Source organism: Ruegeria sp. BI11 (assembly GCF_056538005.1).
Window position 1 is genome coordinate 1 of the sequence record NZ_JBQFSM010000023.1, and the last position, 21,237, is coordinate 21,237.

Below are 21,237 nucleotides of genomic sequence, written 5' to 3' on the forward strand. Positions count from 1 at the left end.
AGGTTTAAAGACTAAAAAAACCGCCGCCCGAACCCTGCGCGTCTCGCCACGCACCGAGCTAAGTACAACCACACCGCCCACCAACAAAAAAGACCCCCATCCAAGGACCTTAATCCATGCGCGGGACCTGGCCGCGCCTCGTCAGGTGGGGCAAGAACCGCCTTCGGCAATCAGCCCTTTGCACCTTGACCGCGCGCGTAGATATCCTCATACCGGACGATATCATCCTCACCCAGATAGGTGCCGGTCTGAACCTCGATCAGAACCATCGGCACCTTGCCGGGGTTCTCCATCCGGTGCACCGCCCCCAGAGGGATGTAAACCGACTGGTTTTCGCTCACCAGCTGCTGATGATCATCGATCGTCACCCGGGCTGTGCCTTCCACCACGATCCAGTGTTCCGAGCGATGGACATGGCTTTGCAGGCTCAACGCCGCGCCAGGGTGAACATGGATGCGCTTGACCTGGAACCGGTCGCCAACCACCAGGCTTTCGAACCACCCCCAGGGGCGGTGGTCCTTGGGAAAAGCCGTGGCCTGCGAGACGCCCTTTTCCTTTAGCGCGCTCACGGCTTTCTTAACGTCCTGCGCCCGCGAGGCATCCGCCACCAGAACCGCGTCGTTCATCGCCACCGCAATGATGTTTTCCAGCCCGATGCCCACCAGCTCTAGCTGATCACTGTCAGACCGCAAAAGCGCGTTGTGGCAGTCGATCGCCGTTGCGCCACCACTGGTCACCACGCCGTCCGCGTCCGGCCCGCTTTCGCGCCACACCGCATCCCAGCCGCCCAGATCGGACCACGCCGCATCAAACGGAACAACCGACAGGTTCGTCGCTTTTTCCATCACCGCATAATCGATCGAGATATCTTCGACCTGCCCCCAAGGTTCGGGGTTCAGCCGCAAAAAGCCCAGATCCGGCGTGGCCGTTTTAACCGCCGCCTCAACAGGCGCCATCAGCTCGGGCGCATGGGACCGGAAGGCCGCAATCATGTCCGAGGCGCGGAACAGAAAAATCCCGGCATTCCATTTGAAATTCCCCGCCTCCAACATCTTGGTCGCGCGGGCCAGATTCGGCTTTTCCACGAATTGCTTCAACGGAACGGGCGACCCGCCCCTGTCCGACGCGCTTGTCAGTTCAAGATAGCCATAAGCCGTTTCCGGGTGCGTCGGAGTGATTCCGAATGTCACCAGTTGCCCTTGCTCCACAGCCTCAAGACCGCGAACAACCGCCGCCTGAAACGCGGCGACATCGGGTACAACGTGATCGGACGGGGCTACCAGCAACACAGCATCCGGGTCTTCGGCATGGGCACGCAGCGCGGCAGCCAGAACCGCCGGGGCGGTATTTCGTCCTTCGGGTTCGATCAGAATGGCACCAGGATCAATGCCGACGGCCTGCAATTGTTCTGCCACAATGAAACGAAAATCCGAGTTGGTCAGAACCACCGGAGCTGCAAATTTCAACCCCGCTGTCGCACTGGATAGACGCCGTGCGGAGGCCTGAAACAGAGTCTCTTCGCCGACCAGCGGCACGAATTGTTTAGGATAGCTTTTCCGGGACAACGGCCAAAGGCGTGTTCCAGACCCTCCGCAAAGGAGGACAGGAGTGATTAACATGATAAGCTCAAAACCCGATTTGATTTAAACAGGTCCTATTGGATGTGAATTACAGTGACAAGATTTTGCTCAGCTTCGTCTGGAAAAAGCAAGTGTAACAGAAAAATTGCACCGGACCTGCTGTATTCAGCCTTGTGACGTCAAAAATCTGGGCTCAGTTCCATCTAGGCAGACCGCGCTTAAAACGCCGGTTGCAAAAGCACCTGTATCAATGGAAATCCGCCCCTGTCGCGCGCCGGCCACATCGACAATTGTATGTCCATGGACGACCCAGACTCCGTCGCGCCGGGCCGTCGATTGAAAGGTTGGGTGACCCCAGACGAGTGTCTTGTCAAACTGCTCTTTGGGGGGAACATGCGGATCAGCACCCGCGTGTACCACAAGTACATTGCCCGACATTTCCCAGGTCTCCAGGTCTGCGATCCATTGGCACAACCTATCGCCCATCGCCTCTTGCAAATGGTCCCGACACTCTGTCAGCTCGTCACCGCTCATTTCGGCCCGGACACCGCGTATGTCGAACGAGGCCAAAGTCTGCAATCCGCCATACCGCAACCACCGTGGGCCCTGACTTATGGGGTCTTTCAGGAACCGCAGCATCATCTCTTCATGATTGCCCTTCAGACAGGTCAGATCAGGGCGCGCGCTGATCAGGCGCAAAACCTCCGCGCTGTACTCTCCGCGGTCGACATAGTCGCCCACCAGAATAATCCGATGGCCCTGTGGCACCCTGGTCAGCAGCTTTTCCAGTTGCGCGACACAACCATGCACGTCACCAATCACGCATAGCGGAACCTCGGGGGTAGGCGGCAGGAACGGGACGCGCCGCCCGAACCGTCTGAAAAGCGATGACAGCACGATGATCTGTTCTCCTGCCCGGGTTGGACCGAAACACGAAATTCGGCACCGGCCTTTGATCCGCAATTGATACTCGCGAGCCTGATTGCGGGCAAGGCCAGGCTCAGGCAGTTCGGCAAGCGGGTACGCCCATGCGTATAATCTCGCGACCTTTGATCTTGTAGAGACCATTGATACGATTGCGCGCTTTGGCCATGAACCAGGATTTCAACGGTTCTGGATAATAATCGGCCATGACCTGACTGAAATAATCGAAATCCTCTGGCTCAAGGCGGCGTCCATTTCGGGATGGGCCGTGAAAACCAAAGGTTGTGTCCGGATCAACGCAAGTGCCAGGCAACCCCAGAAACATCGTACATGTCGAATAACAGATGCGCCCGCGGATTTCGACCAGAACACCGTTGCGCTCGAGGTTTTTCAACTCGATCAAGCGATCATGCAGGTACCCGCCGCGATCACTGCCCACGACAAACAGTTCCTGCGCCTGCACGCGTGATGGCGCGTGGGCCGCAGGTATCAATGTCGCAACGGTGAGCAAGATGGTGCAAAATCGGCTCGTGCTACGAGCAAAAAATTGCCTGTTTCGCAGTGGTGTCTTAAGAAAACAGTCGATGAAACTCGGCATGGTTCTATCTCCGATTCCAGTAGTGATCTGGATCAGGGCTAGAGAACCGCGATGCCTCAGCTGTGCGCTGCCTGTGGCGAAACTTGGCCTTAAATCAATGTTTTAATAAGTTTTTTACGTAAACTTTCCATTTCCAATACGTGCGCAACGTTGCGCAAATGACGGGTAAGGTCATAGGTAGTATCAGAGTTGGTGTCGCCGCACGATGCTACGACAAATGCGTCTGCCCGATAGAACAAGCGCACAGAGATCCAAACTCTCAGTCACTTGAATATCAACAGACACCATAGCAGGCCAATCGCCATTCACCAAACAGCGCCGATAGCGGATCAGGACCGCGCATGTCATCGCAGCTGATTTTCAGCCCTTTCTCAGAGGTTTAACTTATGCACCGAGCGGTGTTTTTCCAGTTCCGGCGAGAGTATTGGTTGATTTTAAATATCCGAAATCCAGCCAAACTGAGGATCCATTGTTTCTTATCTGAAATCTCTTTTTAATGTTTTAAAGCAACTTGTTATATGTTTCGTACATTCCATCTGTGAATGGGAGAAAGTGCGTCTGGTGCCATTTCCCCCCGCCCTCGACAATCCTTGGGTTGATGACGAGCCGGTGTTGGCGAGAACTAGTACCATTAGCAGCTACGAACACCGCAATCGCACTCGCAATAATGGCCATCAACTGGCTATGAGGCCCGTACCCAAACTGTTGGATAAGACAACCGGTACGGTTCAGTTGCCGACGTTCAAAAGGTTAAATCAACCGGTTCTAGGAAATCCCCAAAGACCAAAAAACGAATTAACTTTCACCTTGCTTGTTCGGGCCGCGAAATGTGTGGCTCCCCTCTCCCCAAAAAGGCTTGAGGGCACACATTTGGCTTCGCCTCTACAGTTGTCCTTCCCCATGAGCCACGGTAGTATCAATGGAAGACCCAACGAATAGGCATAATTCAAAAATGATAGTCTGGCTGGTTTCCTACCCCCGAAGCGGCAACACCCTGACACGTTCAGTATTTAACCACTACTTTGGCCTTCGCAGCTTGTCGATTTACGGCGATTATGGCGATATCGGCGCAAGTCCCGAACTTGGCGAACTCGTGGGCCATATCGAAGGCGATCAGAACACAATCGATATTGAAGCACTTAGAGCAGATGACAAACCACATCTGATTAAGACGCATGATTGTCCCAACGGGGATATGAAATCAGAAGATACTTATTTCCACATTATTCGAGACGGCCGGGATTCTGCGCTATCCTACTACAAGTACCTTCTAAAAGTCGCCCAGAAGTCCGACATAACACTGTCTGACGTAATTTGTGGTCGTGTCGGATTTAGTTCGTGGGGCCAGCATTCAGTGCGTTGGGCACAGGCTGCTCCGAAAAATTACAAACGGTTTAGGTTCGAAGACATCGTCCGAGACATTCCAGAGTTCGCGCGTCAACTCTCTGAAACGATGGACATACCTGCGAACCCGGAACCGTTCCCGACAATCGACAAGTTCCAAAACGCTTCACCTGGTTTCGTAGGGGCGGGAAAAACTGGAAACTGGCAAAAGGAGTTTTCAGGCCGCGATTTAGCTTTGTTCGACCTGTACAATGGCCCTGCGATGCGGCTGATGGGGTACGACTCTCCGGAACTCAGCCCCGACGAGTTGGAGGCCTATCTAGCATTTTGGACTGATCTCGACTTCGCAAGAACTGACTCTAACGTTCTGCGAAAGGTCAAGGAACATCGGGAAGAAAACTTAGATGGGCTGGTCGAAAAGCTCGACTATCTAGAGCGAAAAATCAAAAAACGTAACCGAAAAATAAACCGCTTCAAATCGATTTTTGGATTGCGGCCGCATAAACTGCCTTGGGAAGTGTAGAGTGCCGCTTTTTCACATGATTGTGCAATGGCGCTTTACAACCTAATAACTTCTGCTGGTAGAGACTCCTGACATGCAAATAAATCAAGAGCTTTTCTTTTTCTATCACAACGAAAACTCGAAAACTTCCATACAATCACTGGAGCAGGTGGACGGGTGCCAACTTGTAGACCTAAACGATTGTGCACTACCTTCAACTTTGGATAATTGGGCTTCAGAGATACCCGAGTTGGGAGCGGTCCTCTCTGAGTATACCGGTCACATGTCTGTCAAACCATCGGCAGGTCTTGTGGGGCTGTTCAATTACTCCCTCTTTGACAAGTTTTCGCTACGTTGGGCATTGAGAAACAACGCCAAAAGGGTATTTCTGCCAAAAGTGACGAAAAGCGGTTTGGTTGCAAAATCGTTTAATACTTATTGCCTGTCCTACATTGAAGCAACGCGGGCCAAGAATCTTTGGAAATACTACGAGGACGTCAATATTTCACCCGATGTCCTGGGCTTCCTTAAGTCAAGGTATTTTCTGCCTGATGATGCCCTTGTCCCCCTCAAGGGTAGCTACTTGTTGGACGGTACAATCTTCACCGAATATCAAGACTGGCTCCAGCGCGAAATTCCTGTCTTGCTAGACGCCTTGAAGGAAGTGGAAGGTGGACCGGTTAGCAAGTTTTCAGAAAACCGGCTGGGTGATGAGGCGCGCACGCAAGTGCAGCAGGCGCGGCATATCATTGGCGGCGGTTGCGAGCGGATTTGTGGTTGGTACCTTGCAAATAGGTATATAAACCGGCCCATGGTACGGATTGGCGACTCCTTTCGCCAACGTCCTAAAACTCTTGAAGAAGCAGCGGCAAAAGCGGCAGATTCCAACGGCAATGTCATCCTTGTTTTCTGCAACAGTGCCTACAGACCCGTTCTGGAAAATTGGATCTGCAGTGCCGAGGGCCTTGATGAACTACCATTGGTAATCTGTGCGCTGGATGCAGAGTTAGCATCAGATATGGCAGCTAGTGGTTTCAACACATGCCACATACCTTGGTCAGGCAATTTGTCCGAGCTTTGGCGGCTGCGTTTGGATTCCGTCCGCCGCGTTCTGCTCGCGGGGTTCAATGTGATCCATTCCGACGCAGATGCTGTTTGGCTGAGCAACCCTATACCACTTATGGACGAAATCGATGCCGATGTTATCGCGTCACAGGGCACGGTCTGGCCACCCGCTGCTCTAGCGGCTTGGGGACACGTGTTGTGCTTCGGGTTTATTTGTTTTCGGGCAAGCGATGCCAGCGTAATATTAATTGATCAATTGGCTGAAATGGCGGAGCAATCTGGCAATAAGTTTGACGATCAAAAAGCTCTCAATGAGATACTTGTCGATGTGGGCCTGGAGTGGGCCTCTGCGGAAAAAGGCTACAACCTTAAGCTTAATGAAAAATCGTTTGTTTGCCACAAGCAAACGATTTTCGGAAATGGACAGTTCGAAGACAACACATCCATTCGAGTCGCTGTCCTTCCCCATCGACAGTTCCGTCGCCTGCCAAACGAAACAGAAGGTTTCAGCGAATTAATAGTTGGGCACCCCTATGCGGATAAAACTGCAGGCGACACAGAACGTGTACTTCGCAGTGAAAATTTGTGGGTCTTACCAGATACAGCTAGATCGGTTTCTCAATAGAAATTCCGATTAAATTGGCTGACTTGCTGACTTTGGTAGGGGAAGAATAGTTGATGAATTCAATCATAAGCTTACCTTTCCCCTACTTTTTCATTCAATCGTCACTCGTCAATCAGTGAAATTTCCGCACCAGATTTTGGGTTCAAAGCGAAGCGAACTTTAATTCTCAAAGATTAATTTAAAGGTGCTTCTTGCCGTTGAGTTGGAAGCGCTGCCGTTGAACTGCGGTAGCCAAAGCTACCTTTGGCTTCTGGCCGTTCTGAACAGCAGCAGGAACACGAACACTGATCCAATTGAGGTTGTAACTATACCGACGGGCAATTCCTGCGGGGCCAACAACAGCCTGCTTACGATGTCCGAACCAGTCAGCAGGGCTGCACCCACGATGGCTGCAGTCGGCACGAGATGCCCATGCAATGGCCCGGCGATTCCTCGGGCGATATGAGGTACCATGAGGCCGACAAATCCAATCACACCCGCTACTGAGACGAACACTGCCGTTGCAAGGGCGGCGACGAAGAACATTCTGAAGCGAAGCCCTTGTACTGGCACACCCAGCGTCGAAGCCGTCAAGTCCCCGGTCAGCAATGCATCCAGCCAGCGGCTGCGATACAGCGAATAACTCAGAATCAACAGCAGGCCGGCGCAAACCAAGGGAAAGGTCTCCCACCGGGCCAGGCCCAGCCCGCCAAGCATCCAGAAGACTACCGAATGTGCGGCACGGCTATCACCTGCAAAAATCAGATAGTTGGTAATCGCTGAGAACAGGAAAGAAACCGCGAGACCGGCCAGTATCAGTTTTTCGGGCGCGCTTGTGCGCAGCCCATGAACCAGTGCCAGCACAATGCCTGACGCGACAAGCCCTCCGCAGAACGCAGCCAGAGGCAAAGTCCAGAAACCCAGAATATCCCCCGTAACCGTTATGACGAACACGGCGCCTGCCGCAGCGCCCGAGGACAAACCAAACAAAAACGGGTCGGCCAGATCGTTGCGCGTGGTAGTTTGCAGGACTACGCCGACGATGCCCAAACCGGCTCCGATCACCGCGGCGAACAACGCGCGCGGCAGGCGCAGGTCAAATACGATCCGATGTAATGGAGACATGTCGCCTTCAACCAGTCCGGTGCCTAGAACCACTGCGGCGAACGCATCCGAAGTCGGGATCGAGGTCGTTCCGTAGATAGTCGAAACCAGCAAAAGGGCGGTCAGCACGACCGCCCCTGCCACCAATGTCAGAGCCAATCGGCCCATATCAATTCAGGCCCGGATGCATGGCCTTTGCCATTTTCGAGATTGCCTCGATATTTGCCGGTCCGGGGGTCAGCTCTTCGTACCTCAGGCCGATCCAGCGCTTGTTTTTCACGGCATCGGTCTGGGACATTACCGGATGGTCCTGCAGGAACTTAAATGTATCTTCGGCGCCGTTGCCAGTCTGATAATCCAGCAGCACCAGAAACTCCGGATTCGCCGCAGCGACCGCCTCCCAAGAGGTACGCCCCCAGCTTGTGTCCATGTCATGAGTGACGTTGTCACCACCGGCGGCTGCAATCATCGCATCGGGAATAGCGAACTTACCTGCGGTAAAAGGTGCGTCCGCCGGGCCGTCCAGCAAAAAGACGCGAGGTTTGCTCAGGTCGGCGGTTTGCGCTTTGATCGCGGTCAATTCCTCTTTCCAGACATTGACCAGGGCATCAGCCTTGTCTTCGACGTGCATAACCTTGCCCAGTCGCAGGACGTCGTTGAACAGCAGATCCATGTTGGCCTCGGGGCGATCCTTGTCCAGATGCACACAGCTCTCGGACAGGATCATGGTCTTGATGCCAAAAGGTTCCAGCGTATCTGGGGTCACATCACCGCCTGGCTTCATACCATAGTACCAGCCCGCGAAGAACAGGTCGGGTTCCACGGCCACGAGATTTTCAACCGTTGGGTATTTGGGCGCAAGCTCGGGGATATCGCCGCGCAACGTGTCGAATTCCGGGCTGGTCTTGTACCAGCCAGTGATGCCGGTCAGGCCAACGATTTTGTCCTGCAAACCCAGCGCAAAGGCCATGTCGGTCATGTTCATATCATGCACGACCAGTCGCTCGGGCTGGGTGTCGAAAACAAGTGGCTCGCCACAATTGTCAACGGTGACTTCATGGGCGGATACGCTGCCAGCCATGGCTGTGACCAGCGCCACGGACCAGATGTGTTTCATAGGGGATAGCTCCTTGGGTTAAGTTGAAACAGTGTTTCTTCGGATATCCAGCGCCGGGATCACGCGGCCTTCGTGTTGAAAGCACAGGTAATCGACGCCAAAAGTGTCGCGGACCCGCTTTGGGGTCAGCACCTCGGCCACGGAGCCAAACCCCGTGAGTCTCGTAGATTTCATCAATGCCACGTGGGTGGCGAACTCGGGGATCATCACCAGATCGTGGACGATCATCACCACCGTGATCCCCAATTCGGCGACCAAAGACAGCATTCGCCCCTTGGCATCCGGATCAAGATGGTTGGTGGGTTCATCCAGGAACAGCAACGACGGGTTCTGGGCAAGTGCCCTGGCGATATGCGCGCGTTGACGCTCGCCCCCGGACAACACCGCCATCCGCTTGTCTGCCAGCGCGGCAAGGTCGGTCTGGTGCAGAATTCGGTTCAGTTCTTCAGCATGTTCTTCAGCCGAACGGTCAGCCCAAATTGGAATTTGGCCCAATGCAATATAATCCCGCAACATAAGCCTGCCATCCGGAAGCTCTTGCTGGCCCACAACAGCGATTATGCGGGCGCGCTCTTTGGCGGTCATCCGTCTTAGGCTGCGTCCATTGATCAAAACGTCACCCAGCACAAGCTCAGCCGTCCCGCACAGTAGGTTAAGAAGCGTCGTTTTCCCCGCCCCGTTCGGTCCGGCGATCGCCAATATGGCCCCCTCATCCAGCTCAAACGAGGCGCCTTGCAACAGAGTGTCTCCGTTGAGCGCGTAGTATTCGAGATCGCGCGCAGTCAGAAAGGCCGAAGTCGTCATGTTGGCTCCTCCAATTGGATCCGAGGTAAACGAGAAAGGGTTTTTGTGAACAATGGCCTGGGTCGGTCAGTGGCGTTGGTCCAGCCATCCCTACTTGCATGGTATTGCCACGCGAACTCAGCCAAAGCTTCAATGTCTTCTGAGCTTTCAATATTGCCGAATAGATATTGCGCCTTATCGCTGGCCTGGAATCCGACTGTTACCGGATGCGCACAACCGGCCATGCAGGCAACAGTACGGATCATAAATCCCGCAGGCAACTTGCCGGTCAACGCATAGCGTATGGCATCAAAAGACAATGTGCCGCTGCAGGTCGTGCAGATCAGAAGGATATGGTCAGGTGTATCCGGCATTGCCCGCTCCGCTTGACGCCAAGCGCGGACAGAAGGTGCCGATCATGTAAACACGTATCAGACGTGCCATATAAGCCTCCTTCCAGGACGCCCCGCCCCGGGTTGGTTAAACATGTGATGGCAGGTCTCCTGACTTGCGGGTCGATGCTTGGCCATCCTTCCCAGCCACTAGGCCAGTGGGTGTTTGGCGTCGCTTACCGCTTACAGTTGCGGGGGCAGTCACGGACTTGGCGCCGTTTGGCAGACCTCACCGTATTCCCTATTCATCCCTTGGGCGCACCATCGGGAACCATCCATTCCTTGATTGTCTTAGACCGAGTGCCATGTCAACCGAGACATGAAGCGACGGCCTTTCGATCAGAAATACCGCGCGGGTTCCTGGGATCACGGCTGTGCACTTTCGGATAACCACTGCCTCGGCGCGGTCGACAAAGCGTCAAAGGCGACCGTGGAATTGCCAAAGCGGCGATTCCGGCGCAGTCTGCTTTGCCCCAGATTACCGCTCATACTTCGGCGTCGGGGCCAAATACAGGGTCCAGTACAAGATCGAAATGGGCCTATCTCGGTCCTTCGATCGGGGGCGGGCGGGTTTTTCGGTGCTACGGCAGCCTTCATCAGGACTAACCCCGGCGATTGTACACCTTGCCCCCTTGCCCGTTACGCTCATTGAGCGCACAATATGAGTTCATACACCAAATTGCGCCCTGGGTGCGTACCGTGACACGCTTCGCGTCCGGGACGCCTTCTATTATATGGAGGGCACCATGACTATCGCATCTCGTCTGAAGCATCATCTGGACTCTCAAGGGATTCCTTTTGACACTGTCCCGCATCCCTATGCCGCCACTGCGAGCGAATGCGCTGAAGCGGCGCATGTACCCGGCGATCACCTCGCAAAGTCCGTTGTAATACACATGGAGGAGGGTCCGATTCTTGCTGTTCTGCCAAGCAATCATCAGGTCGACCTCACCGCTCTGCAATCGATGATGGACCGCCGTCTTGGTTTGGCCCCTGAATCCGAAATGCGCGAACTGTTTGATGATTGCGCCCTCGGCGCGATACCGCCGGTTGGCGACGCCTATAATCTGCCGACCGTTGTAGACAACAGTCTCACTGGACTCGACAGGATTTGGTTCGAAGCCGGAGACCATAAAACTCTGATTGAGATGCGTGGCAAGGACTTTGATATGATGATGAAAGATGTGAAGCACGGCGCATTTTGCTGCATGCATTAGGCGTTGACGAAATTCTTCACGGATTAACCCCGCTCCGGCGGGGTTATTCTTTGCTTTTGTCCCACAAGGTATTTCTGGCTAGACAACTAAAAGGGGACATCGGAGCTAGTGGGGCGTCTAAGCCTACAATCGTTGCTAGTTTTCGAACGCCGCGTCGAAGCCCCAAATTTGTCGTAGATGGTCCAGTGTCGCTTCACAGGCTCTCTTGTCTAGCGGCACACCGTTGCGCACAGAGTGATTCAGCCTGAGGTGGCGATCTCCCAACAGGTCCACATCGACGATCTGAATATCAGGATCGTGTTCCGATACGTCGAAGCCACGCGCCAGGGTGTCGCGCACCTGATGATAGCCACGTTCGTCGTGAATCGCGTCGACTGTGTAGAAGGGTTTTCCGTCGTCATCTGTCAGCGAAAACATGCGGAAACGACGCATGACATTGGGGCTGAGGAACTGCTGAACAAAACTCTCGTCACGGTAGTTAGCCCAGGCATCCTTTAAAATTTCACGCCAAGCGCGGCTGCCCGCTATGTCCGGAAACCATTCCCGGTCCTCCTCGGTCGGGTTGGTGCAGATGCGTTGAATATCCTGCATCATCGCGAAACCCAGCGCATAAGGGTTGATCCCCATCGCATTCGGAGCGTCAAAATCGGGCTGCGTCAGCACGTTGGTATGGCTGTGCAAGATTTCGAGCATTGCGCCGTCCGTCAGCAGACCGGCGCTGTGCAACTGATTGGTGATGTAGTAGTGGACGAAGCAGGCGCATCCTTCGTTCATCACTTTGGTCTGGCGCTGTGGGTAGAAATACTGCGCGATATTGCGGACGATGCGCAGAACTTCACGCTGCCAGGACTCCAGAACCGGGCTGTGACGTTCAACGAAATAGAGCAGATTTTCTTCCGGCAGCCCCATTTCGCGCTTTCGTTTTTGTGCCTCTTCATCGGTTTTGGATGATTGCGTGGGATGATCAAAGGCATCCCACAGGTAATGTACTGCCCGCTCTTCTTCGATGCGCCGCTCGCGCTGTCGGGTTCTCTCATCCGCGAGCGATGAGTGGGGTGGGCGCCGGTGCCGGAAAACGCTCGACGGCATGAGCGCGTGCGCCGCATCGAGTAATTTCTCAACCTCGCGTTCCCCGTGCTGTTCTTCGCATTGGGCAATAAAACCACGTGCGTAGTCGAGGTAGTCGAGAATACCCTGCGCATCGCTCCACTGGCGAAACAGATGATTGTTCTTGAAGAAATGATTATGCCCGAAGGCCGCGTGCGCAATCACAAGGACCTGAAGCGCCATCGTGTTGTCTTCGAGACAATACGAAATACAGGGGTCGGAATTGATTACGATCTCATAGGCAAGGCCGTTTGCGCCTTTGCGGTAGGCTTTTTCTTCGTGAACGAAACGCTTCCCAAAAGACCAGTGCCGATACATGAGCGGCATCCCGGTCGACGAGTAGGCATCCAGCATCTGCTGATACGAGATGATTTCGATCTGATTGGGATAGACGTCAAGTTCGAGATCATCAATCGCCACGCGCTCGATCGCGTCAAAACTACGCTGGATGGTCTCGAAATCCCACTCCGCGCCGTCAAACAGCGGTGTCTTGGCTTTAGCCCGATCAGCCATTGGAAACTCCGTTCGTCTTGCGCGCAAACAGCTCATGCAGAACCGGGTAGATGTCACTAGCGCGCGCGATCCGTTTCATGGCGAAGTTTGGCCAGGCCTCTGCGACTTGTCGGTACGAGCGCCAAAGTTCCATGCCATTATCTTCGCTGTTCATCAGATTGGCTTCGGTCTCGTCGACGATTTCCGTATAGGCGAAATATTGGCAGCACTTCATCAGTTCACTGTTCAGCAGGTCGGCGCACAATTGCGAATCTCCGCTGAAGTTCTCACCATCTGATGCTTGCGCGGCATAGATATTCCACAGTGCGGACGGGTAGCGGGCTTCGATAATCTTTTTCATCTCGTTGAGCGCGCTGCTCACGACCGTACCGCCGGTTTGGCGGGAGTGAAAGAAGGTGTCTTCATCAACTTCCGCGGCAACCTGGGTGTGGCGGATGAATACAAGCTCGATCTTGTCGTAGCGTTGCTTGAGGAATAGGTGCAGCAAGACAAAGAACTGCTTGGCAAGGTTCTTCTCCCGCTCACCCATTGAGGCCGAAACGTCCATCAGGCAGAACATCACCGCATTTGCCGCTGGCTCGGGGCGCATCTCGAAATACTTGTAACGCACGTCCAGCGGGTCAATGTAGGGAATGATCTTGCGTCGCCTTAGCAACTTGTCGAGCTGATCGCGCAGCAACTGCTTCTCCGCCTTTCGCGCCGCATCTGGTTTTTCCAACGCCTCCAGTTCTTCAACCTGTTGTGTTAGAGCCTGTATCTCGGTGTTTGTCGGGCGCCGCATTGCGAGACGTCGGCCGAAAGCATTGCGCATTGTACGCGAAACACTGAGGTTGGCGGGTGTTCCGGCGGCGGTATAGCCCATGCGATGCGGTTTAGAGACGGGAACCTCTTTCAGACTGCGTTTGATCATGTCGGGCAGTTCGAGATCCTCAAAGAACAGGGAAAGAAACTCGTCCCGCGACAGAACGAACATGAACTCGTCCTCGCCCTCCCCATCGGGCGCCCCTTCACGTCCACCCTGCCCGCTCTGGCCCGACGGGGGTTTCTTAAGCCGGTCACCCGCTTTAAACGTCTTATTTCCGGTCAGAACCCGGTGTCTGGAACCACCTTTGATGTCATGCTGAAAATGAGGTTCTCCGATTCCGTCTGACGGTACCGAGACGTTTTCCTGCTGGCCGACATCGGCGATTTTTCGGCGCCGGACACTTTCGTCAACCGCCTCTTTGACGGCAGAGCGAACCCGGCGCAGAAATCGTCTACGGTTCCCAAGGTTCTTATCCTTGGGGTTCAGCCTTCGGTCGATGAAATGGGCCATTTTAGCATAGACTCCTCATCCTGCCTTGTTGACCCGCATGTACCATTCAACCAGGCGCCTGACCTGACGGCGCGTGTAGCCGCGGCCGATCATGCGATCAATGAACTCGTTATGCTTAGCTTCAGTTTCTTTGTCCCGCTTGGCACCAAAGCTGATGACCGGCAGCAAGTCTTGAATCTGACCGAACATGCGCTTTTCGATAACCCTTCTCAGCTTTTCATATTTGCGCCAGTCAGGGTTCCGACCTTGATTGTTGGCCCGCGCGCGCAGAACGAATTTGACAACTTCGTTTCGGAAATCCTTGGGGTTGGAAATTCCGGCCGGTTTTTCGATCTTTTCAAGTTCCTGTTCCAAAACGCCCCGATTGAGAATCTGGCCAGTATCCGGATCCTTGAAGTCTTGATCTTCGATCCAGGCATCAGCAAAGGAGATGTATCTGTCGAACAGGTTCTGACCAAAGTCAGAATAGGATTCCAGATAGGCTTTTTGGATCTCGTTGCCGATGAACTCCGCGTAACGGGACGACAGATCGTCTTTCATGAAAGACAGGTAACGGCTTTCAACCTCGTCGGGGAATTGTTCGCGTTTCACGGCCTGCTCAAGAACATAGAGCAGATGAACCGGATCGGCGCCAACTTCTTCTGTATCGTGATTGAAGGTCTCGGACAGCACTTTGAAGGCAAAGCGGGTCGATGTACCTGTCATCCCCTCGTCCACCCCGGCCGCGTCCCGATATTCCTGCACCGACCGCGCCTTGGGATCGGTGTCCTTCAGTGTTTCACCGTCATAGACGCGGAGCTTGGAAAATGTTGGCGAGTTTTCATGTTCCTTCAACCTAGTCAGAACACTGAACTGGCTGAGGATGGACAGCGTTTCCGGTGCGCAAGGGGATTCACCCAAACTGCTTTCCTCAAGCAACTTCTCGTAAATTCGGGTTTCATCCGAGGCACGCAGGCAATAGGGAACCTTGACCAGACTGATCCGATCCAAAAAGGCCTCGTTGTTCTTGTTGTTTTTGAACTGCTGCCATTCTGCTTCGTTCGAATGCGCAACTATCACACCCTGGAAGGGGAAAGCGCCGATATTTTCTGTGCCCGCATAGGACCCTTCTTGCGTGGCCGTCAGCAAGGGATGCAACACCTTGATCGGCGCCTTGAACATCTCGACGAATTCCATCAAGCCCTGAGTGGTGCGGTTCAGAGCGCCGGAATAGGAGTAAGCGTCCGGGTCGTTCTGACTGAACTCCTCAAGCTTGCGTATATCGAGCTTACCGACAAGCGAAGAAATGTCTTGGTTGTTTTCATCGCCCGGTTCGGTCTTCGCTACGCAAATCTGGCGCAGTTTCGACGGATAGAGTTTGACAACTGAAAACTTGGAAATATCGCCGTCGTACTCCTGCAGGCGTTTGACAGCCCAGGGCGAAATTAACCCGTTCAGAAGCCGTTTGGGTATGTTGTACTTGGTTTCCAGCAGATCCCCCATCCGAACGCGGTCAAAAAGACCGAGAGGGGATTCAAAGATTGGGCTGATCTGGTCACCCGCCTTCAGCACATAGATCGGCTGCCGCTCCATCAGGTTCTTAAGGATCTCGGCAAGCGTTGACTTGCCCCCGCCGACTGGACCCAACAGGTAGAGGATTTGCTTGCGTTCCTCGAGACCTTGGCTGGCATGGCGGAAAAAGCCCACGATGCGCTCAATGGTTTCCTCGACGCCGTAAATGTCCTGAAAGGGTTTGTACCGCTTGATTGTGCGATTTAGAAATATCCGACTAAGCCGAGCTTCCTGACTGGTATCGATAAGCTCTGGCTCACCGATCGCCGCGACCATCCGCTCGGCAGCGGAAGCCCGCATCGTCGGGTCTTCACGACATTCCAGTAAATAGTCCTGCAACGTCATTTCGATGAGCTTTGTCCGCCCATACTCTTCTGCAAACTGCTCGAAAATCTCCATCTTTAATGTTCCTCTAGGTTTCGTACTCCTTCGTCCCAGCGCGCTAAGTTCTCCCTAGTCTACCACAAAACTGGTCTGTAATTGTTTAATTTCTAATCACAATTTGTTTCCCGCACGCCGCTCTATTGAAATTTATATTCATTGTAGCTTGTAAAACCCGCTGCCACGCGACCTTTTTCCGTTGTGGCCTTAGCATTCAGAACGCCGAACGAGCGGTTGAATTTAGGGTGCCGCCCTAGGCGCTCAGAGGCACATCCTATTTGACCAAGCAAAAGAACATCTCCTGTAAATTCCCATGGTTGCTAAACGTGTTGCTGATCCGCAGGGTGAACCGTCTTTTGCAACCACTCAACAAAGAAACTTGATGGCCACACAGCTGCCCGTCGCAGCACCGTGCACCACAGATGACGGCGAAGCGCAGAAGGTGGGCTTTGCAAAGTCAAAAGTGTCGCTCCAACTGAGCTCATACCGTGTTAACGTTTGCTGCATTGCAGCTTCACTCTGCGTCAGCGACCGACGGTGGAGAAGCCTGAATCATTTCGTCCAGTATTGATCCGGCCTCATAGCCCAGAAGATCAACTTCCATTCGCCCTGGGTCTCCGAACGCCCATGCCCCAACAAGCCGTTGCATCCTCACATAGCCAACGTGCTTTGCCAGAGCGTCTGTCCCATGGGCGTTTTCCGCAAACAACACTTGTCCGGCTGCAACCTTCTCCGGCATCACGCGCTGGAGGTACAAGAGAACTACGTTCACGTCCTCCACGCTGGAGCCTCCGTGGTGGACTATGTACATCTTTGCCCAATCATCCTTATCCATGGCCGCACGTGCATCAGAAACGGCTGCATGGAGCGCAGTTAACTCCGCGCGTGCCGCGTCACGCATGTTTTCTGCCCAGATCGACCGCGTTTCATTGATGATCTTAGAAACAGCATCGCGTGTGAGTTCATCTTGGTTTAGTGTATGCTCGGTGAAGGCTCGAGCCTTCTCAAGCATTTCCCGTTGGCTGGCCAATGAGTCATCCGACAGCCCTAGACCGTCAATTTCATTGAGAAGTGCATCAATCTCGGCGGTAATACTCGAAAATTCTTGCTTCCATCGCTCACTGTCAGCTTCTTCGTCGGGCCAAGGAGTAACTGCGCCGATGATCCCCAACAGAACATGCGTTGTAGACTTGAGGTGCTGATAACGCGGAGCGTTCCTTGGGTATGTCGCCGTTCCATCTTCCGAAACCACGGTGACGTCCCGCGCAATCACCATAATCGGTCGCGTATCTGATGTCAGAGCGTCTTGGCCACGATGAAAGATTGAGAGCATCGCGTCGTTGAAAGTTTTGACGGCATTCTCTGCGTCGCTCTGTTCGGCTGAAACGTCTACCGAAAAAAGAAGGAAAGCCAGACCCAAAGCAGCGGCAATGTTAAAACGGCGCCGCATCAACAAATTCAGCATGATGCACATCCTCTGAACTAAGATCGTTTGACCATCATACATTGTAAACGATTTCAGCGCGAACATCGCGTCGCAAACCAAGCCAATGTTGCATGGACGTCCTTGCGATATCTCGGGCGATCTGAATTTAGTACACTGAAAGAACCGAGCCTGCGTGACGCAACGTGCGTTGAGTTTTTCTGAATTGTACAGAGTGCTTGTTTCAGCTGTTGGTGCCCTCAAGACGCTATTGGAACCTGTCTGAAACTGAACCATTCATCTCAAAGAGCCGTAACCATCGTCCTTGTTGCTAGATATTTTCCGAGGTGCCTGACGCTACTTTGAGCAAACCTGTGGCTTCTATCTTTTGCAATCCATCCACCGAGAAGCCAGTTTCTGCACCCTACTCAACCTGAAGCTGGCCCGTCACTCGCATCAGTTCATAAAGGCGAACAGTGCCTTCACCCTCCGGCAATCGCATGCGCACGAGTTAGTACGGCGGTGACGATGGTCTGCCACCGACTTACAGAAACCATGGCGTCATAAACGTAGACGGGCTGGCCTGCATGATGTCCGCATACATGACCTACGCCATACTTATGCGTCGAATGCTGTGTCTTCCGGTATGCCCATCTGACTGATAATCCGGTGTGTCAGGCATCGGAAGAAAACGCCGAGCGGGTCAATATAATCGTAGGCGCGCGGGAACCTAGCCATGAACTGCGTCTAGTTAGGTAAGGACTCAGTGCGATCAACTCCCTGAACATACACATAGGCGGGTTACATTTTATAGGGCACCTATGTAGTTGATACGCTGCATAGGAGTTTTCTCACTAACCGGGTTATACGCGGGGCCAGGCAAGCCTCGGGCAGGGAAAACTAAGATCCCTGCCAATTTCTCGAATGACGGCTGTGAGCCCTTACCAGACCTTCGTCATCCTCCATTGCATCGTTCGCGCAGCAAGTCGCCAACTGCACAAACCGGACATTCAATTCAGCTAAGAAAGTGGCGGTAGTGCGCATTTTTGCGGGTATTTGAATTTGCGTCTTACGGTTTTCTATCTATAAGCCAGTACGTTACACCCAACGCAAGGCCGATGGCTGCGTAACCAAGAAAGTATTGAGGTTCCAGATTTTTGTCGTCGAGCGTTATGATTTTTCGAGCTACCGCCATCAAAGCTGTCGCGACAACGAGCTTGATGTGGATAACATCGGCGGTCAGATAGAGAGTGATATTTGTATAAATCTCTATCGCAATAAGTACGACCAAAACAGCACTGAAAACCGCGAGAAGGTCACTGACCTCCAAAATGTAAACAGGCGGTTCCATCAACTTTAGATATGTTGTGAAACCGGCGTCAATGATTGCTAGCAGAATGATCCCGAGCATGAGCACGGACAAAGCTCTGACACCGTGGCGGATCATGCGGTTACACCATCGAACGATGGCATCTTCGTGATCAGGGTCTAGTTCCACATGTGCTGGGATGGGCCTGTTCTCTTCATCACTCACAAGTAGTCTCCGTTTTCGCAATCGTTCACCGGAGTGAGAGATTTCACCCAGATGCATCGCCCACTTCGGCTTAGACAGAATTCTCACACAAAACGGATGTGTTTTTCTAGGCTGATCTGTTGGTCCTCCAAACATCCTGATGGGCTTGTTGCCAGTTTTCTCAATGGGTTGCTTCAACTGGCGGGTTGAGCTGCTTTCGGACATCGAACGGTGTCTCAGACGGGCTTGGCTTTGGAAGTCGACTGCTTGACCGCGAGCGTGGGTGACAAGGCAAGTGGTTACGTTGACACAACTAGCCTTGCACGCAATTCTTGTTCTTGGTCGAACATATTCGAATGGGTTCAATCAATGACTGTGGTCTCAGCACGCGTGGTATTCTCCGCAATACTTCTGTCGATTTTGGCTTTCGGAGCGAATGCACAAGAAACTCTGTCGAGAACGCTGTTCGTCAATGTCGACATCTTCGACAGTGAAAATGCAGTGGTTATCGAGAACGCCAATGTCCTTGTCGAGGGCAATTTGATTGTCAAGGTTTCGACCGACCCAATCGAACCGAATGATGCTGTTGTCATAGACGGACAAGGGCGAACTTTGATCCCGGGTCTGATAGACGGCCACAACCACATCATGCTTCCGACTTCTCCCTTGGCCTTGGCATACAACCTTCACTGGTCATACACCGGCGCTCTTGTCACTCGGGAAGCGGAACGCATGCTGATGCGGGGATTCACCACGTTGCGGGATGCGGGTGGCCCCTCCTATGGTATCGCGCAGGCCATCGACGAGGGGATTGTTCCGGGACCTCGTATTTTCAGTTCGGGGCATTGGATCGGTCAGACATCCGGCCACTTCGACTTCCGCCTATACAATGACCCCCATCATCGGCAGCGCACTGATCGAACTGCCTTTGAGCGAGAATGGTCGTTCATCGCCGATGGAGTGTCTGAAGTGCGGGCGGCTACGCGCGAGGTTCTACGCCTCGGAGCCTCTCAGATCAAAATCAGCCTAGGTGGAGGTAACTCGACCCCATATGATCCACTGGATACGACCCATTACAGCCCCGAGGAAATCCGCGCCGCAGTGGAGGCCGCTGAGGATTGGAACACTTACGTCATCGTTCACGCCTACACTGATGAATCTGTCATCCGGGCCCTTGAAGGCGGGGTTAAGAGCATCGATCATGGCAACATGATATTTGAAGAGGAGACCATTCGCGCCATTCGCGATGCCGGAGCCATCCTCAACCCGCAGTTCCTCATATTCACGCCGGATGAAAATATGTTGGCCGCAGGCGATCCAGCGACCATTGAGAAGGGCGCGCCACTGCGAGACAATGTCGAAAACTATGTTGCGTTGATCAAGAAATACGACCTTCCAATTGCCTTCGGCGTGGATCTGTTTGGAGCTCCCGAGCTTTTGGCCTTGCAGAACCTTGAATTCGAACGCCGTGGTCGTTGGTGGTCAGGAGCAGAAGTTTTGCAACAGGCTACATATAACACCGCAATGCTTTTGGAGATGTCAGGACCGCGAAACCCCTATCAGCAAGGCCCGCTTGGTGTGATTAAGGCAGGGGCATATGCGGATTTGATCCTCGTTGATGGAGATCCGACCAAGGACATAAACCTGCTGGTCGACCCGGAGGCCAACTTTCTCGTTATTATGAAGGATGGCGTAATCTATAAAGACACGCTCGGGCGCTAATTGAATTCAACATGCGACCGCTTCTAGTAGAATTATTGGATTGGTTCTGGCAGCTCCCGTGACTGCCGACCTGAGGTAAACATTGATTGATATGCCCCTCGGACAGGAAAGGGTCTTTCGCCGCGTTTACGGGTCGTCGCACTACTTCAGGAATTTCGCCGTCTACAACCCCACGGTTAACCAAAAACGTGGCAATCCTCCATGATGGCACAGTCAGTCAGTTCACCCAAATCGAGTTTGGTTTTGACAAACCGCTTGAAGCCGGGCGGCCAGACACGGCGTCCGCCCGCATGCACTTCGATGGTGAAGCCATAGACTTCGAATGACTGTGGGAATTGCCCCAAAGCCGCCTCTCGTTTTTTGGCAGTATGCCATGGAGACAAGAGACATTTCAGGGGTTATCTTGAGGGTCAGATGCAAGGCCTACAGCGCATATGTTGTCTGCTTGCGTCATTCGCTTTACGCCCTGCGTGCTTCCAGTG

Annotated in this window: 18 protein-coding genes and 1 riboswitch; of the genes, 4 read left to right on the forward strand and 14 right to left on the reverse strand. The window is 53.4% G+C overall.

Going from position 1 to position 21,237, the window contains the following annotated elements; genetic code table 11:
* Positions 1–170: 170 nt before the first annotated feature.
* The 3 genes from ACR0DT_RS24225 to ACR0DT_RS24235 form a co-directional block, all read right to left on the reverse strand.
* Entirely contained in the window at positions 171–1,619 is a 1,449-nt protein-coding gene (locus ACR0DT_RS24225) for a mannose-1-phosphate guanylyltransferase/mannose-6-phosphate isomerase (protein ID WP_480713235.1), read from the reverse strand.
* Between the two features lie 126 nt (positions 1,620–1,745).
* Positions 1,746–2,477, reverse strand: coding sequence for a metallophosphoesterase family protein (locus ACR0DT_RS24230; RefSeq protein ID WP_480713236.1), 732 nt, complete (start codon positions 2,475–2,477; stop codon positions 1,746–1,748).
* A 103-nt stretch (positions 2,478–2,580) separates the two neighbouring features.
* Positions 2,581–3,102 (reverse strand): hypothetical protein, encoded by a 522-nt coding sequence (locus ACR0DT_RS24235; RefSeq protein WP_480713237.1) that lies wholly within the window; start codon positions 3,100–3,102, stop codon positions 2,581–2,583.
* Between the two features lie 919 nt (positions 3,103–4,021).
* On the opposite strand from ACR0DT_RS24235, the gene ACR0DT_RS24240 reads away from it, so the two are divergent.
* Together ACR0DT_RS24240 and ACR0DT_RS24245 are read left to right on the forward strand one after the other, a co-directional pair.
* Entirely contained in the window at positions 4,022–4,969 is a 948-nt protein-coding gene (locus tag ACR0DT_RS24240; protein ID WP_480713238.1) for a sulfotransferase domain-containing protein, read from the forward strand.
* A gap of 73 nt (positions 4,970–5,042) precedes the next feature.
* Positions 5,043–6,638: a putative nucleotide-diphospho-sugar transferase gene (locus ACR0DT_RS24245; RefSeq protein ID WP_480713239.1), complete on the forward strand. Its 1,596-nt coding sequence runs from the start codon at positions 5,043–5,045 to the stop codon at positions 6,636–6,638.
* Between the two features lie 237 nt (positions 6,639–6,875).
* On the opposite strand, the gene ACR0DT_RS24250 is transcribed toward ACR0DT_RS24245, so the two are convergent.
* The 5 genes from ACR0DT_RS24250 to ACR0DT_RS24270 all read right to left on the reverse strand — a co-directional run bounded on the left by ACR0DT_RS24250 (position 6,876) and on the right by ACR0DT_RS24270 (position 10,610).
* Positions 6,876–7,889 (reverse strand): FecCD family ABC transporter permease, encoded by a 1,014-nt coding sequence (locus ACR0DT_RS24250; protein ID WP_480713240.1) that lies wholly within the window; start codon positions 7,887–7,889, stop codon positions 6,876–6,878.
* Between the two features lies 1 nt (position 7,890).
* Positions 7,891–8,838, reverse strand: coding sequence for an ABC transporter substrate-binding protein (locus ACR0DT_RS24255; protein WP_480713241.1), 948 nt, complete (start codon positions 8,836–8,838; stop codon positions 7,891–7,893).
* A gap of 18 nt (positions 8,839–8,856) precedes the next feature.
* Positions 8,857–9,642, reverse strand: a complete 786-nt coding sequence (locus ACR0DT_RS24260; protein WP_480713242.1) for an ABC transporter ATP-binding protein — start codon at positions 9,640–9,642, stop codon at positions 8,857–8,859.
* Complete coding sequence (locus ACR0DT_RS24265) at positions 9,639–9,995, reverse strand: DUF1636 family protein (protein ID WP_480713243.1); 357 nt, start codon at positions 9,993–9,995, stop codon at positions 9,639–9,641. Before ACR0DT_RS24265 ends, ACR0DT_RS24260 begins: the two co-directional genes overlap by 4 nt.
* A 102-nt stretch (positions 9,996–10,097) precedes the next feature.
* Positions 10,098–10,304, reverse strand: a riboswitch (cobalamin riboswitch).
* A gap of 75 nt (positions 10,305–10,379) precedes the next feature.
* Positions 10,380–10,610 (reverse strand): DUF6525 family protein, encoded by a 231-nt coding sequence (locus ACR0DT_RS24270; RefSeq protein WP_480713244.1) that lies wholly within the window; start codon positions 10,608–10,610, stop codon positions 10,380–10,382.
* A gap of 149 nt (positions 10,611–10,759) precedes the next feature.
* On the opposite strand from ACR0DT_RS24270, the gene ACR0DT_RS24275 reads away from it, so the two are divergent.
* Positions 10,760–11,230 (forward strand): aminoacyl-tRNA deacylase, encoded by a 471-nt coding sequence (locus ACR0DT_RS24275; RefSeq protein WP_480713245.1) that lies wholly within the window; start codon positions 10,760–10,762, stop codon positions 11,228–11,230.
* Positions 11,231–11,365: 135 nt separating this feature from the next.
* Here ACR0DT_RS24275 and ACR0DT_RS24280 read toward each other — a convergent pair whose 3' ends face one another.
* From ACR0DT_RS24280 to ACR0DT_RS24300, 5 genes are all read right to left on the reverse strand, one after another.
* On the reverse strand, positions 11,366–12,850 hold the full coding sequence (locus ACR0DT_RS24280) for a SpoVR family protein (RefSeq protein WP_480713246.1): 1,485 nt from the start codon (positions 12,848–12,850) through the stop codon (positions 11,366–11,368).
* Positions 12,843–14,165 (reverse strand): YeaH/YhbH family protein, encoded by a 1,323-nt coding sequence (locus tag ACR0DT_RS24285; RefSeq protein ID WP_480713247.1) that lies wholly within the window; start codon positions 14,163–14,165, stop codon positions 12,843–12,845. Before ACR0DT_RS24285 ends, ACR0DT_RS24280 begins: the two co-directional genes overlap by 8 nt.
* 15 nt (positions 14,166–14,180) lie before the next feature.
* Positions 14,181–16,115, reverse strand: a complete 1,935-nt coding sequence (locus ACR0DT_RS24290; RefSeq protein ID WP_480713248.1) for a PrkA family serine protein kinase — start codon at positions 16,113–16,115, stop codon at positions 14,181–14,183.
* A 496-nt stretch (positions 16,116–16,611) separates the two neighbouring features.
* Positions 16,612–17,562 (reverse strand): hypothetical protein, encoded by a 951-nt coding sequence (locus tag ACR0DT_RS24295; protein ID WP_480713249.1) that lies wholly within the window; start codon positions 17,560–17,562, stop codon positions 16,612–16,614.
* Between the two features lie 1,027 nt (positions 17,563–18,589).
* A complete protein-coding gene (locus tag ACR0DT_RS24300) occupies positions 18,590–19,054 on the reverse strand; it encodes a phosphate-starvation-inducible PsiE family protein (RefSeq protein WP_480713250.1) in 465 nt (154 codons plus the stop codon).
* Between the two features lie 348 nt (positions 19,055–19,402).
* On the opposite strand from ACR0DT_RS24300, the gene ACR0DT_RS24305 reads away from it, so the two are divergent.
* Positions 19,403–20,755, forward strand: a complete 1,353-nt coding sequence (locus ACR0DT_RS24305) for a metal-dependent hydrolase family protein (RefSeq protein WP_480713251.1) — start codon at positions 19,403–19,405, stop codon at positions 20,753–20,755.
* 176 nt (positions 20,756–20,931) lie between these two features.
* On the opposite strand, the gene ACR0DT_RS24310 is transcribed toward ACR0DT_RS24305, so the two are convergent.
* Positions 20,932–21,099 (reverse strand): hypothetical protein, encoded by a 168-nt coding sequence (locus tag ACR0DT_RS24310; RefSeq protein ID WP_480713252.1) that lies wholly within the window; start codon positions 21,097–21,099, stop codon positions 20,932–20,934.
* Positions 21,100–21,237 lie beyond the last annotated feature (138 nt).

Bases quoted from the DNA above. Each gene is read 5' to 3' on its own strand.
- ACR0DT_RS24275 (WP_480713245.1), top strand. From the start codon at position 10,760: ATGACTATCGCATCTCGTCTGAAGCATCATCTGGACTCTCAAGGGATT.
- ACR0DT_RS24250 (WP_480713240.1), bottom strand. From the start codon at position 7,889: ATGGGCCGATTGGCTCTGACATTGGTGGCAGGGGCGGTCGTGCTGACC.
- ACR0DT_RS24285 (WP_480713247.1), bottom strand. From the start codon at position 14,165: ATGGCCCATTTCATCGACCGAAGGCTGAACCCCAAGGATAAGAACCTT.
- ACR0DT_RS24295 (WP_480713249.1), bottom strand. From the start codon at position 17,562: ATGCTGAATTTGTTGATGCGGCGCCGTTTTAACATTGCCGCTGCTTTG.
- ACR0DT_RS24265 (WP_480713243.1), bottom strand. From the start codon at position 9,995: ATGCCGGATACACCTGACCATATCCTTCTGATCTGCACGACCTGCAGC.
- ACR0DT_RS24290 (WP_480713248.1), bottom strand. From the start codon at position 16,115: ATGGAGATTTTCGAGCAGTTTGCAGAAGAGTATGGGCGGACAAAGCTC.
- ACR0DT_RS24225 (WP_480713235.1), bottom strand. From the start codon at position 1,619: ATGTTAATCACTCCTGTCCTCCTTTGCGGAGGGTCTGGAACACGCCTT.
- ACR0DT_RS24235 (WP_480713237.1), bottom strand. From the start codon at position 3,102: ATGCCGAGTTTCATCGACTGTTTTCTTAAGACACCACTGCGAAACAGG.
- ACR0DT_RS24280 (WP_480713246.1), bottom strand. From the start codon at position 12,850: ATGGCTGATCGGGCTAAAGCCAAGACACCGCTGTTTGACGGCGCGGAG.
- ACR0DT_RS24260 (WP_480713242.1), bottom strand. From the start codon at position 9,642: ATGACGACTTCGGCCTTTCTGACTGCGCGCGATCTCGAATACTACGCG.
- ACR0DT_RS24245 (WP_480713239.1), top strand. From the start codon at position 5,043: ATGCAAATAAATCAAGAGCTTTTCTTTTTCTATCACAACGAAAACTCG.
- ACR0DT_RS24305 (WP_480713251.1), top strand. From the start codon at position 19,403: ATGACTGTGGTCTCAGCACGCGTGGTATTCTCCGCAATACTTCTGTCG.
- ACR0DT_RS24255 (WP_480713241.1), bottom strand. From the start codon at position 8,838: ATGAAACACATCTGGTCCGTGGCGCTGGTCACAGCCATGGCTGGCAGC.
- ACR0DT_RS24240 (WP_480713238.1), top strand. From the start codon at position 4,022: ATGGAAGACCCAACGAATAGGCATAATTCAAAAATGATAGTCTGGCTG.
- ACR0DT_RS24270 (WP_480713244.1), bottom strand. From the start codon at position 10,610: ATGAAGGCTGCCGTAGCACCGAAAAACCCGCCCGCCCCCGATCGAAGG.